Source organism: Polynucleobacter sp. JS-JIR-II-c23 (genome assembly GCF_035011225.1).
Taxonomy (GTDB): domain Bacteria; phylum Pseudomonadota; class Gammaproteobacteria; order Burkholderiales; family Burkholderiaceae; genus Polynucleobacter.
Genome location: NZ_JAYGQT010000001.1, coordinates 350582 through 363645, shown reverse-complemented (window position 1 = coordinate 363645; position 13064 = coordinate 350582). Strand labels below are relative to the sequence as shown.

Annotated in this window: 11 protein-coding genes; 4 read left to right on the top strand and 7 right to left on the bottom strand. The window is 46.4% G+C overall.

Annotation, left to right across the window (positions count from 1 at the left end; all coding sequences use genetic code 11):
• Positions 1 to 3: 3 nt before the first annotated feature.
• The 4 genes from VC159_RS02005 to dacB are packed head-to-tail and all read left to right on the top strand — an operon-like array spanning position 4 to position 5463.
• Positions 4 to 846, top strand: coding sequence for a diguanylate phosphodiesterase (locus tag VC159_RS02005; protein ID WP_215358588.1), 843 nt, complete (start codon positions 4 to 6; stop codon positions 844 to 846).
• Positions 846 to 1469 (top strand): response regulator transcription factor, encoded by a 624-nt coding sequence (locus VC159_RS02000; protein WP_215358589.1) that lies wholly within the window; start codon positions 846 to 848, stop codon positions 1467 to 1469. Before VC159_RS02005 ends, VC159_RS02000 begins: the two co-directional genes overlap by 1 nt.
• Before the next feature lie 6 nt (positions 1470 to 1475).
• Positions 1476 to 3902: a response regulator gene (locus tag VC159_RS01995; RefSeq protein WP_323472549.1), complete on the top strand. Its 2427-nt coding sequence runs from the start codon at positions 1476 to 1478 to the stop codon at positions 3900 to 3902.
• A 31-nt stretch (positions 3903 to 3933) separates the two neighbouring features.
• Complete coding sequence (gene dacB / locus VC159_RS01990) at positions 3934 to 5463, top strand: D-alanyl-D-alanine carboxypeptidase/D-alanyl-D-alanine-endopeptidase (RefSeq protein ID WP_215358591.1); 1530 nt, start codon at positions 3934 to 3936, stop codon at positions 5461 to 5463.
• Here dacB and VC159_RS01985 read toward each other — a convergent pair.
• From VC159_RS01985 to VC159_RS01955, 7 genes are all read right to left on the bottom strand, one after another.
• Positions 5409 to 6515: an L-threonylcarbamoyladenylate synthase gene (locus VC159_RS01985; RefSeq protein WP_215358592.1), complete on the bottom strand. Its 1107-nt coding sequence runs from the start codon at positions 6513 to 6515 to the stop codon at positions 5409 to 5411. The genes dacB and VC159_RS01985 overlap by 55 nt on opposite strands.
• 2 nt (positions 6516 to 6517) lie before the next feature.
• Positions 6518 to 7702, bottom strand: a complete 1185-nt coding sequence (locus VC159_RS01980; protein WP_215358593.1) for a 5-(carboxyamino)imidazole ribonucleotide synthase — start codon at positions 7700 to 7702, stop codon at positions 6518 to 6520.
• Positions 7703 to 7706: 4 nt separating this feature from the next.
• On the bottom strand, positions 7707 to 8201 hold the full coding sequence (purE, locus tag VC159_RS01975; RefSeq protein ID WP_215358594.1) for a 5-(carboxyamino)imidazole ribonucleotide mutase: 495 nt from the start codon (positions 8199 to 8201) through the stop codon (positions 7707 to 7709).
• Between the two features lie 49 nt (positions 8202 to 8250).
• Positions 8251 to 9150 (bottom strand): phosphoribosylaminoimidazolesuccinocarboxamide synthase, encoded by a 900-nt coding sequence (locus VC159_RS01970; RefSeq protein WP_215358595.1) that lies wholly within the window; start codon positions 9148 to 9150, stop codon positions 8251 to 8253.
• Between the two features lie 7 nt (positions 9151 to 9157).
• On the bottom strand, positions 9158 to 10222 hold the full coding sequence (fba, locus tag VC159_RS01965; protein WP_215358596.1) for a class II fructose-bisphosphate aldolase: 1065 nt from the start codon (positions 10220 to 10222) through the stop codon (positions 9158 to 9160).
• 66 nt (positions 10223 to 10288) lie between these two features.
• Positions 10289 to 11725, bottom strand: a complete 1437-nt coding sequence (pyk, locus tag VC159_RS01960; protein WP_323472548.1) for a pyruvate kinase — start codon at positions 11723 to 11725, stop codon at positions 10289 to 10291.
• A 2-nt stretch (positions 11726 to 11727) separates the two neighbouring features.
• Positions 11728 to 12939 carry a phosphoglycerate kinase gene (locus VC159_RS01955; protein WP_323472547.1) on the bottom strand — a complete coding sequence of 404 codons (1212 nt, stop codon included), beginning with the start codon at positions 12937 to 12939 and terminating at the stop codon, positions 11728 to 11730.
• Positions 12940 to 13064 lie beyond the last annotated feature (125 nt).

The following is a 13064-nucleotide window of genomic DNA, read 5'->3' as shown; positions in this document are numbered from 1 at the left end:
CTGATGAGCCCGAAATCCCGGCTGTACACGCTTGTAAAGGCATGGAAGAACAAACCCTTCCAAGAAGTACGAGACGCCTGTGGCGACCCCTGGCTTGGCCTGAGTAGCCAAGTCCTTGAAGAACACCAATCCTGGTCCAAACGACAAGCGATTAGTCATGAACCCATTTTTAACTGCAAGGGAACCAAACTGACAGGATCTTTATTTAGACCATTGCTAACTGCTTCTGACCTGCAATTGCTTCGCCTTTTTATGGAAGGGCTAGACACCATCGCCTATTGGTATCGCAGTGGTCGCTTTATTCCTGGAGTTTTGCCAATACCAACACATGCCATAGCCTCAAGCGGCTACGTGGATGCCATGAGTGAACTCATTCTGAACTCACGCCTACCAGTGGGCTTAGTCAGTATTGGCATTCAAACCATTCCTGAGCCAGACATCGCCGATGCTTGTAAAGAAGGATTGCTGCGTTTACGACGGCTTGGCATCTTGCTACATTTTCTAAAATTCACCGGCAGCATTGAAGAGTTGCAGTGGATCACGGAGATGCAATTAGAAGGTGTTCATATTGATATGAGCCAGATACGTGAGCGCGAGCTGGCTAGTGATGCACTTTCTCAACTCAGGCAATCGCCCTACTCACCTACACAAATTTATGCCAGCAATATTGGGTTGGTAAAAGATTTAGAAAATGCCTCCACTCTGATTGCCGACCATGCATATGGCGGCCTCATGATGCCCCCTATTAGCCGTCATCAGATGCTTCAGATTAATGATAGCCGTATCGCTAAAGCCATTTTTTCGCTGCACCCTCATCAACACCCAAACCAAAACGGAGACAAGTAATGAGAAAACGCGTGATGTTGGTAGATGACCATCCAGCAATGCTGATGGCTCTTAAAAGTATGTTGCAGGACCAGTTGTTATTTGAAATTGCAGGGCAAGCGCAGAACGGCGAGGAGTGCCTCAGGTCTATGAAAGAGGTGAACCCTAATATGGTGATCCTTGATCTAGATATGCCCAAGACGGATGGCTTTGATGTCATCCGCCGAATTGGGTTGATGTACCCAGATGTGAGGATGCTAGTGCTATCGAGTATGGATGAAGCAGTCTATGGCGGCAGGGTTCGCTCACTTGGTGGGCATGGCTTTGTAAACAAAACTGCCGGTGCGGATGTCATCCTAGCTGCATGCGTTGCCATATCCCAAGGCTATAACTTTTTCACTCATGGCAAGAATGGCAATAGCTCATTAAGTGATAACGATAAGCTCGCACTGATTTCTGATCGTGAGCTACAGGTCATGAAATATTTAGGCAAAGGGAACTCAAACCAACAAATCTCTGAAATGCTGCATATCAGCAATAAGACAGTAGCCACTTATAAGACTAGAGTCTTTGACAAGCTGGGCATTAACAATATTGCAGACTTGATTTTGTTCTGCCGCATGAACAACATCATCGAAAGCTAGAGCGGCATGTATCGATCCATCACCCGTATTGCCCTTTTTATCCTATTGAATGGGATATTAAGCAATAGCTATGCGAACTTACTGAACTCGGCAGAGCAACGGTGGATCGATGCTCATCCTGTAGTGCGTTTTAGTATTCATGAAAAATATGCGCCTTACTTGGATGTTAATGGACAGGGTGAATCTGGAGTTTTCCATAGCTTTCTAAAAAAACTTGGTGAATTTACCCACCAAGAGTTTTTACCGAAGTGGCGTAAGAGCGATCGGGAGGGACTTCAGCAACTAGCCAATGGAGAGGTGGATTTCATCATTGATCCGCCCACCCTGGATGACGAGTATCTGAAATTTGGGTCCTTATCAGAAGCAATCTTTTGGGGGCATGACGCTATTCTGACCAAACGATCAAAAAATGATGCGCCGATTGAGCCAATTAATATCGCCTACTTCGACCGTGGCTTTGAAAACCCACCAATACCCAATCATCCCCAAGCCAGCGTATCCGGCCATGCGGAAAAATTACTATTCGACCTACTCAAAAACGATATTGAAGCGCTTGTCTTACCGCTTCGTCTTGCGCAACAACTCATTCAGAAGTTAAACGCAGACAAGTTACAGATTGACGGGCTTTACAGTAGAGAGCCCTTTGAATATCGCTGGCTTATCTCGAATCAAGATGAAGCTTTGCATGGAGTACTTGGGCAGTTTCTTAATAATCTAGATCCAATCGCTTCACGAGATCTTTTTAACATCAACGTGTCTATTTCTGAAAGAGGCCGCTCATCCCCACCCAACCATTTGCCTTGGCTCTCCACTTTAGCAATCCTACTGATAGGCTCTACCTTACTTTGGCGTATGCATCAGAGACAAACAATTCAAAAACAAGAAGCGAAACACCTTATTTCATCGAAAGAGCAGGCAGAAAATGCAAACGCCGCAAAGTCTGCCTTCCTGGCCACCATGAGCCATGAAATTCGCACGCCCATGAATGCCATTTTGGGCGTGCAAGAGTTATTGCTTAGCAGCTCCCTACCTGCAAATGAAAAAACTTTACTGAAGATCGCACACTCATCAGCAGAATCTCTTCTGGGAATCCTCAACCAGGTTTTAGATCTCTCCAAGATAGAAGCAGGCAAGCTCACGCTCAATATTGAACCCTGCAATCTCAATGCTTTGATTGATGACATCGATTCGGCATTCTCAACGGTTGCCCATAGGCAGAATCTTAAGCTGCATACCTCTAAAGATCCGCGCATTGCAGAAGTCTTGTTGTTGGATTCTTTACGTTTACGCCAAATACTGCAGAACCTGATTAGTAACGCCATTAAGTTCACCGATCATGGTGAAATCTATTTCTCTATCAGCGTGCTCGCAGATGATCATGCGGGACAACTAATTGAATTCAGAGTCATTGATACCGGTGTTGGTATGGGTACAGAAGAAATTACCCTAGCACTGCAAGCTTTTGAGCAAATTCCGGGCAATACCGAACAAGTGAATGGCACTGGTCTTGGCCTTACCATTACTAACCACTTAGTTACCTCCATGAACAGCCAACTTTACTTTGAGAGCGCACCTGGCTTTGGTAGCAATATTCATTTTTGCGCTGCATTCCCACGTACCAGCATTGCTGCAACCAGAGCCTCAAGACCTGAACATAGCAATATATCCAGAAAGCTAGTCTCCAAGCATGCTCAAAATAATGAGCGCCTATTGCAAGCCTTAGTAGTGGAAGATCACCCAGCAAGCCGCCAAATTATCTCGCTTCAACTTCAGGCGCTAGGCATTGAAGTATCAGTTTGCGATAACGCCACCACAGCTCTGGATCTCATCAGTCAACAGCATTTTGATCTTCTGTTAACAGATCAATCTATCCCAGGCATGCAGGGTTCAGAGCTTGCCAAGCACATACGTAATATAGGTAATCAAGACCTCATCATCATCGGAATTACCGCAGATATCTATGCCCTAGATTCACGCCATCAATTCTTGGAGGCTGGTATGAATGGTGTCTTAATCAAGCCTTTAAGTCTCATGACTTTAGAGAATGAGCTTTCTCGCTATTTCCAAGTTGAAAATTCAACCAGTACCTCAACACCCACAACCTATCAGGAGGAATATTCGTTTGTCGCCTTTGGAAATCTCCTCAGAAACAGCCCAGAGTACATTCTGGTGATCTTGGAAGAAATTAAAAAGGTTCATGATGAGACCCTTATCACCCTAAAGAACGAAGAAGTAGATGAAGCTACCTTCAGAAGTATGGTTCATAAAGTCAAAGGGGGAGCTCAACTCCTCCATGCCAAAAACTTTACTAGGGCATGCGAAGCTCTGGAGCAAGAGAAGAATTTAGATGCTCGAATTACCACCTTTATTCAATTACTGGAGGACCAAAATCTAATTATTACTAGGTATCAATCTCAATATGCAAAGCTTTAATCTTTGATGCGGTGGGTTTATCCTATGGGGGATGCGTTTTTCTCCTCTTCGCCCATCCGCTTTTATCGCAATCCTCCTTTGGACGGCTAGTTCTTTAGCCTTTGCCGGCGAGACTGCATCCCCAGTAATTCCACCATCCGTAGCGAGTAGCCTCGAGCGCAATCAAATACCTCTTGATACGGTAAGCATTTCAGTTATCGAGATCGAACCTGGCCACCCCGGAAAGAATGTAGCCAAGAAAGTTTTAGATTGGCGCGGTGGCGATCCAATGAACCCCGCTTCAACGATGAAGTTGTTAACAACGCTTTCTGGTTTAGATATCTTGGGTCCACAGTATCGTTGGCGCACTAATGTCTATACAGATGGAGTGATTCGTCAGGGAATACTGAAGGGTAATCTATATTTGCAGGGAACCGGTGATCCCAAGCTTGTTCCAGAAGAGTTGGCCAAGATGATGAAGGACCTTCAAGGTCTAGGTATCCAGAAGATTGATGGCAATCTGTTCTTTGATCGCAGTGCTTATGCAGCCAGTGTCATGGAGCACAACACTATTGATGGCGAAGCTCTACGTGCATACAACGTTCCGCCAGATCCTTTGCTCTATGCATTTAGAACTTTGTCGTTTCAATTAGGCAAGTCACGCACCGCGGACTTTATTGACATTAGTTACACCCCTCCCCTCTCCCAGCTAAAGGTATCTAACCAAATGCAGTTGGTCGATCGCTCATGCGATAACTGGAAAAGCAATATCCGCTTTAATTTAGATCCCGAAGGTGTCACTAATACCGATCAGCCTTTGACTGCCCAGTTCTCTGGCGCATTCCCAAGCTCCTGCAAGGGGGTGAACTTTAATGTCGTTGCACTTGATGCCAATACCTTTCTAACGCAAGGATTTGCTGCTGCATGGGAATTAGCTGGTGGTAGCTGGGCACAAGCTCCCATCGGCAAAGATGGCTCAGTTCCTTTAGCCGCTCGACTCCTATTGCAATTTGAAGGCAGCAAACTTGCCGATGATGTTGTAGATATCAACAAATACTCCAATAACGTCATGGCTCGCCAAGTTCTTTTGACTATGGCTCTAGATAAAATGGGTAAGCCAGCAACAACTGCCAATGGTGTGTTAGTCATTCAGAGCTGGCTCAAACAAAATAGTCTAGATTTTCAGGGGCTGGTGATTGAAAATGGCTCTGGGCTATCTCGCAACGAAGCAATCTCTGCCAGTCAAATGAATCAACTCTTGCTCACTGCTCGCAATTTACCCGTGGGTGATATTTTTTATAACAGCCTACCGATTGCTGGTACCGATGGCACGATGCGCAATCGCTTGATGGTTCAACTGCGCAAGTTTTTACATCTGAAGAAAAAACCCGAAGCCAGAATTAAAACCGGCTCTCTTGCTGATGTACGAGCGATCTCAGGCTATGTAATGAGTAAATCTGGAAAGATGTATGCGGTAACTTCATTCATCAACCACCCCAATGCTTGGAGAGGTCTAGAGGCGCATGATCAGTTGCTATCGTGGCTACTTGAAGATGGGCCAGAACCAAAGCATGCGCGCTGAAGACGATCTCTAACGCCGTCCCACTCCTCACCTGCTGGCGGCTCAGGGAACAAAATTAAATCCCAACCTTGCTGATCTAGATCTCGTAAGGAACGATATAGGCGACTTGCAAAGGCACCGCTATCGCTTGGCACTTCAACCTCTTCAAAGTGGGCCGAAGGATGCCCATCTTCGCTTAAGGAGGATTCTGAATCCCACACCGCTACAGCAACGCGCGATTTAATATCTGGATATTCAGTCAAGGCATCCAAGACACGACCGGCGGCATATAGGCGCAAAGGCGTAGTTGGTGCGTAATGGGCTTTAAGACTTCCAGATACTCTTGGTAGATCTGCCGTTGCTTCATTGGCCGCTTCATTCCCTTTTACTTCTCCAAGCTGATAAACCTTCACACCTGTCTTAGCAAAGATTTCACTTGGAGTGATTGCACCGGGTCTGAGCAGTACAGCCTTATCGCCAGATGACAAATCAATGATGGTTGACTCGATACCGACTTCACAATCTCCACCATCTAGGACCATTAAATCCAACATACCCTCGAACTCATTACGGACGTCAGCAGCACTCGTCGGCGATACCTTACCAAAGCGATTGGCTGAAGGTGCTACAACTCCGCCTTTAAATTTACGCAACAACTCTTGAGCAATAGGATGGGAAGGAGCCCGAATCGCTACCGTATCTTGGCCGCCAGTCAGTTCATTTAAAACACTTTTATCTTTCTTGAAGACCAGGGTTAATGGCCCTGGCCAAAAAGCATTAATGAGTTTTAAGGCTTCCTCGGACAAGTCTCTTACCCACGACGCCAAGAGCGCAACCCAATCGATTTGAGTTTGATCGAACTTATCTGGCGCAGCTAAGTGAACAATGAGAGGGTGATTTGATGGACGACCCTTAGCAGTAAAGATTTTCTTAATCGCTTCAGGATTTTTAGCATCCGCGCCCAAGCCATAAACGGTCTCCGTGGGGAATGCAACCAAACCACCGTCACGCAAGCTTTGTACTGCCTCATTAATCACTGCAGAAGATTGCAAGTGGGTACTGTCTGCGGACATTTCTAGGGCTCGATCCCTAATTCAGTAGCAACAGCTGCGCAATTTTGGCGCGCTTCATTGAGGGCTTCACCTAAGCAGTTAATGTGGCCCATTTTTCTACCAATACGTGGCGCAGACTTGCCATAGAGATGCAGCTTTGCATCGGGGTGAGTGAGTACTTTATTCCAAGCAGGCTCTTTTGGTTGGTCTTCACTACCCTCAAACCAAAGATCGCCCAATAAGTTCAACATGGATACGGGCGCTAGCTGACGAGTATCACCCAACGGCAGTCTAGCCATGGCTCTCACCTGCTGCTCAAACTGGCTGCTCACACAAGCATCCATGGTGTAGTGCCCAGAGTTGTGTGGACGTGGCGCGATTTCATTAGCGACGATATCGCCGTTCTTCAGTACAAAGAACTCCACACAAAGAACACCCACGTAATCGATCTTCCGAATGAGCGCCTTGGCTGCATCAATGATTTTCTTTTCTTGAGCAGGCTTCAATGAGGGTGCTGGCACAGTAGAGGTATGCAAAATACCATCGCGATGGATGTTTTGGGCTACTGGATAAGCCACTACAGCATCGTCATAACCACGCACTACCAAAGCCGATACTTCAAAATCCAATTCCATGCGCTTTTCTAAAACACAAGGTACGCGCCCGAACTCATTCCACGCAGTAGTCAATTCTTCTGCGCTATAAACAGTGGCCTGACCTTTGCCGTCATAGCCCATGCGTGCAGTCTTTAAGATGCCAGGGAAGAGCTCCTTTGGAGTATGAGCAATATCAGCCTCATGCTCAATTACAAAGTTGGGAGCTGGGCCAATATTGGTTTCTGACTTCCAGGTGGCTAAGAAATTTTTCTCAGCAATACGATTTTGAGCAAGAGAAACGCAGCTACTACGCGGCGCCACAAATACACCCAAGGATTCCAACTCATCTAAGGCTTGTGCTGGAACATTTTCAAATTCAGTGCTCACTGATGAACACAATGCAGCCATCTCTTTTAAAGCAGCGCTGTCAGTGTATTGCGCTTGAATAAATTTTTCGGCAATGGAGCCTGCGGGACTATCAGAACCAGGGTCGAGCACGCAAACCTTGTAGCCCATTGCTTGAGCAGCCTGAGTAAACATCCGACCCAATTGACCGCCACCTAAAATTCCTAAATACGAACCCGGCAAGATGGGCTCCATACGATCTGCCATGTAATTAATATCCCGGCAAATTCATTGAACGTGCGGTATCAGACTGCTTGGCACGGAAATCCTCTAAGCGCTTGGCTAATTCAGCATCATGCAAAGCCAAACCTGCAATCACATGCAAGGCAGCATTCGCTGCACCGGCTTCACCAATCGCAAACGTAGCAACCGGAATACCCTTAGGCATCTGCACAATAGAGAAGAGAGAATCTTCACCACGCAAATATTTACTGGCAACAGGTACGCCATAAACAGGAATAATCGTTTTTGATGCGAGCATGCCTGGTAAATGGGCTGCACCACCTGCTCCAGCAATGATTGCCTGCAAGCCATTGGCTTGGGCTTTTTCTGCATACTGAAACATATCATCTGGCATGCGGTGTGCGGAGAGTACTTTTGCCTCGTGCGCAATGCCAAATAGTTCAAGCATTTGAGCGGCGTGCTGCATGGTGTCCCAATCTGAATTGGATCCCATCACTATTCCGACGATTGGCTTCTTACTCATTTACCTCTCCAAATGCCTTATAACCATTAAGGGCTCTATTATCCCTGACTCAAGAAGTCTCAGTAAGGCGGGTAAGCGCTTCACGATACTTTTGGGCAGTCTTTTCAATCACATCTGCTGGCAATTGCGGTGCAGGGGCTGTTTTAGGCCATAACTTACCATCCACCATAGCGGTTTCAAGCCAATCACGCACAAACTGTTTGTCATAAGAAGGTGGGTTAGAGCCTACATAGTAGGTCTCTGCAGGCCAAAAACGAGAAGAGTCGGCTGTCAGGATCTCATCCATCAACACCAGTTGGTCATTGGCATCTAAGCCAAACTCAAACTTGGTATCAGCAATGATGATTCCGCGAGTAGCTGCGTATTCAGAAGCCTCTTTGTATAAACGAATACTCACTTCACGGATTTGATTGGCTAACTTTTCACCAATGAGTTCAATGACTTTTTCAAATGAGATGTTTTCATCATGCTCGCCGACTTCAGCCTTAGCCGCTGGAGTAAAAATCGGCTCAGGCAATTTCTGGGCGTTTTCTAAACCTTCGGGTAAAGCAATGCCACATACCTTGCCGGTTTCTTTGTAATCTTTCCAACCGCTACCAGCTAAATAGCCACGCACTACCGCTTCAACCAAGATTGGCTTTAAACGCTTAGCGACAACAGCACGACCTTGAACTTGAGCTACCTCATCAGCAGCAACAACAGTAGCCGGATCAATCCCTGTCAAATGATTTGGAATAACAGAAGCCAATTTATCAAACCAAAAATTAGCCATTTGATTAAGGACTACGCCTTTCTCGGGGATAGGCTCGCCCATCACCACATCAAATGCGGAGAGGCGGTCTGTCGTAATCATGAGCAACTTATCGTCATCCAATGCATAGACATCGCGGACCTTACCTTTAGACAATAAAGGCAATGACTTAATGGAGGTAGCGTACAGAGCTGGCATATTTAATTCACTTCACAATTTGAGTTAATTTGCCGCTCTTATAAAGCTCGGCCATCTTCTCTAAAGGAATCGGCTTAATTTTGGAGGCTTGTCCAGCAGAACCAAAAGCCTGGAAACGTGCAATGCAAACCTTCTTAGCAGCTTCACGAGCTGGCTTCAAATAGTCGCGTGGATCAAACTTGGATGGATTTTCAATAAAGTAACGACGGATTGCGCCAGTCATTGCCAAACGGATATCGGTATCGATATTGATCTTACGTACGCCATTCTTGATGCCCTCTTGAATCTCCTCAACCGGAACACCGTATGTCTCTTTCATATCACCGCCGAATTCACGGATCTCAGCAAGCAACTCTTGTGGAACACTAGAAGAACCATGCATTACCAAATGCGTATTAGGTATACGCGCATGAATTTCTTTAATACGATCGATTGCCAAAATATCGCCCGTCGGCTTTTTGGTGAACTTGTATGCCCCATGGCTAGTACCGATCGCAATTGCTAAGGCATCGCACTGAGTAGCCTTTACAAAATCAGCAGCCTGCTCAACGTCAGTCAACAATTGCTCACGAGTCATCTTGCCATCAGCACCATGACCATCTTCTTTATCACCTTGCATGGTCTCTAGTGAGCCCAATACACCTAATTCAGCCTCAACCGTAACCCCAATAGAGTGAGAGAACTTCACTACTTCTTTGGATACGTCTACGTTGTACTCGTAGCTAGCAACACTTTTACCATCGGCCTCTAAGGAGCCATCCATCATCACACTGGTAAAGCCACTCTTAATTGCAGCCATACACACTGCTGGGCTTTGACCGTGGTCTTGGTGCATCACTACCGGAATATGTGGATAAGCCTCAACCGCCGCAGAAATCAGATGGCGCAAGAATGCTTCACCAGCATATTTACGTGCGCCCGCTGAAGCTTGCATGATGACTGGGGAATCAGCCTCATTTGCCGCTTCCATAATCGCCGTTACTTGCTCTAAGTTGTTCACGTTAAATGCTGGCAGGCCGTAACCGTTTTCAGCAGCATGATCCAAGAGTTGTCTTAAAGATACTAAAGCCATGGTGTTCTCTTAATAAATAGTAAGGAGGTTAAAAATAAATCTGTTTTGAATCTTTTTCAATGTGAACTACTTCACATGAATAATTTTGAGCGTATTGGTGCCACCGGGCTCACCCATCGGTTCGCCAGAGGTAAGTACAACGGTATTGCCTGTTTTGACAGCGCCTACTTTTTTCAAGCATGCCTCAACCTCTTGCAGTGCCGTATCACGATCTTTTGTATAGTCCAAGCCGATTGGGGTGACATTACGATAGGTGCTTAATGCCCGCTGCGTAGCGATCTTGGAGGTCAATGCAAAAATCGGGACGTGAATATTATGACGACTCATCCAAATGGCTGTTGAGCCAGAGTCCGTTAAAGCTGCGATAGCATCGGCATTTAAATGATGGGCAGTAAACAAGGCTCCCAGGGCAATCGTTTGATCGATGCGAGTAAAAGTTTGATCTAAGAAGTCGGTGTCGAGTTTCACGCGATCTGACTTTTCTGCTTCAACGCAGATCTCCGCCATCGCTTTAATAGTTTGCACTGGATACATGCCAGCAGCAGACTCAGCAGATAGCATCACTGCATCAGTACCATCCAATACTGCATTAGCAACGTCGCTGACTTCAGCACGTGTTGGCACTGGAGCATTAATCATCGACTCCATCATTTGTGTAGCAGTAATCGTAAATTTATCTGCTTCACGCGCCCAAGCAATCATGCGCTTTTGTAATGCAGGCACTGCTGCATTACCCACTTCAATGGCGAGATCGCCGCGAGCAACCATGATGCCGTCGCTCTCAGCAATAATGCTTTTAAGGGCTTCAGGCTCAATCGCTTCTGCACGCTCTACCTTGGCAATGGTTCTGACCTTGCCAACGCCATACTTAGCGCTAGCAGCATCAGCCAACTGACGGGCATAGGCCATGTCAGCACCATCTTTTGGAAAGCTGATCGCCAAGAAATCTACGCCCATTGAGATTGCAGCGTCTAAGTCAGCAATATCTTTTTCAGTCAGCGCAGGAGCAGTTAAACCACCACCAGCGCGATTAATACCTTTGTTATTGGAGAGTGGTCCTCCCTGCTCAACAATAGTAAATATCTCACCATCCTTAACACTATCAACTGTCAGAACCACTAAACCATCATTTAATAAAAGACGGTCGCCTGGTTTTACATCGCCTGGCAACTCTTTGTAATCAAGACCTACTTTAGTTTGATCACCGAGCTCACAAGCTACGTCCAAGGTAAATTTGTCGCCTTCTTTTAGGAGGATTTTGCTATCAGCAAATTTACCCACACGAATTTTAGGTCCCTGTAAGTCGGCCATGATGCCTACTTCTTTGCCTACTTCAGCGGAGATGGTTCGCAATAAATCATGACGCGCCTTATGGTCGGCAACGGTACCGTGAGAGAAGTTCATGCGCACCACATCTACACCCGCACGAATCATGTCACGCAATACTTCGGGCTTCTCGGAAGCAGGCCCTAAGGTTGCAATGATCTTGGTTGCTCTCAACATATTTAGTCTTTCGCTCTTTCAGCAAGTACCGCAAAGGCTGGCAAAGTTTTGCCTTCTAAGAATTCTAAGAAGGCGCCACCGCCAGTAGAGATGTAATCCACTTGATTCTCAATACCGTACTTCGCAATAGCCGCCAAAGTATCGCCACCACCAGCAATCGAGAATGCAGGTGAGTGCGCAATGGCTGCTGCCAACATCTTGGTGCCGCCACCAAATTGATCAATTTCAAATACGCCCAATGGGCCATTCCAAACAATCGTGCCAGCGTGAGCGAGCATGATGGATAAACGTGCAGCAGTCTTTGGACCAATGTCCAATATCATGTCGTCTTCTGCAACCTGATCCGCAGGTACGCGGTTTGCGCGAGCTAATGGAGACAACTCATTGGCAACCACTACGTCTTCAGGAATCGGCACATGAGCGCCACGCTTTTCCATGATCTCCATGATCTCTCTTGCTTCATCAACTAAATCAGGCTCAGCAAGGGACTTACCAATCGGCAACCCTTTGGCCAGCATGAAAGTATTGGCAATGCCGCCGCCAACGATGAGCTCATCCACTTTCTCAGAGAGCGCTTTCAGAATCGTCAACTTAGAAGAAACTTTAGAGCCAGCAACAATGGCAACCAGAGGACGTTTTGGGCTTGCTAATGCACGACTCAGCGCATCTAATTCAGCAGCCATCAAAGGACCGGCACACGCTACTGGTGCAAACTTCGCTACACCATAGGTAGTGGCTTCAGCGCGATGCGCCGTACCAAATGCATCGTTGACATACACATCACACAATGCAGCAATTTTTTTCGCTAATTCGTCGCTATTCTTTTTCTCACCCACATTAAGACGACAGTTTTCCAGTAAGACTATCTCGCCTGGATTCACTTCAAATCCGCCATCCACCCAATCACTAATTAATGGAACTTTGCGATTCAGCAAAGTGGCAATGCGATCGGCTACAGGAGCCAAACTATCTTCGGGTTTAAATTCCCCTTCGGTTGGACGACCTAAATGCGAAGTCACCATCACTGCTGCCCCAGCATCCAAACACATCTGTACAGCAGGCATCGATGCCCGAATACGAGTGTCTTCTGTAATGTTGCCTGCCTCGTCTTGAGGGACATTCAAATCGGCACGGATAAATACCCGCTTACCCTTTAATTGACCTGATTGGGCTAATTCACTTAAACGCTTAACTTTAAATAAGGATTCCGGCATGAGTTTGGGTAAATAAGTGGTTTATGGGGAATGTTCCATTCTAAAGGCTCTGACCCATCCACTCCCGAGGTTCCGAGCCGACAGACTCCCCTGCCTGCTCTACAATAAGGACTTAAATGCATTCT

Excerpts from the sequence above, each read along its gene's own strand:
- VC159_RS02005 (WP_215358588.1), top strand. The coding sequence starts at position 4 with ATGAGCCCGAAATCCCGGCTGTACACGCTTGTAAAGGCATGGAAGAAC.
- VC159_RS02000 (WP_215358589.1), top strand. The coding sequence starts at position 846 with ATGAGAAAACGCGTGATGTTGGTAGATGACCATCCAGCAATGCTGATG.
- VC159_RS01995 (WP_323472549.1), top strand. The coding sequence starts at position 1,476 with ATGTATCGATCCATCACCCGTATTGCCCTTTTTATCCTATTGAATGGG.
- dacB (WP_215358591.1), top strand. The coding sequence starts at position 3,934 with ATGCGTTTTTCTCCTCTTCGCCCATCCGCTTTTATCGCAATCCTCCTT.
- VC159_RS01985 (WP_215358592.1), bottom strand. The coding sequence starts at position 6,515 with ATGTCCGCAGACAGTACCCACTTGCAATCTTCTGCAGTGATTAATGAG.
- VC159_RS01980 (WP_215358593.1), bottom strand. The coding sequence starts at position 7,702 with ATGGCAGATCGTATGGAGCCCATCTTGCCGGGTTCGTATTTAGGAATT.
- purE (WP_215358594.1), bottom strand. The coding sequence starts at position 8,201 with ATGAGTAAGAAGCCAATCGTCGGAATAGTGATGGGATCCAATTCAGAT.
- VC159_RS01970 (WP_215358595.1), bottom strand. The coding sequence starts at position 9,150 with ATGCCAGCTCTGTACGCTACCTCCATTAAGTCATTGCCTTTATTGTCT.
- fba (WP_215358596.1), bottom strand. The coding sequence starts at position 10,222 with ATGGCTTTAGTATCTTTAAGACAACTCTTGGATCATGCTGCTGAAAAC.
- pyk (WP_323472548.1), bottom strand. The coding sequence starts at position 11,725 with ATGTTGAGAGCAACCAAGATCATTGCAACCTTAGGGCCTGCTTCCGAG.
- VC159_RS01955 (WP_323472547.1), bottom strand. The coding sequence starts at position 12,939 with ATGCCGGAATCCTTATTTAAAGTTAAGCGTTTAAGTGAATTAGCCCAA.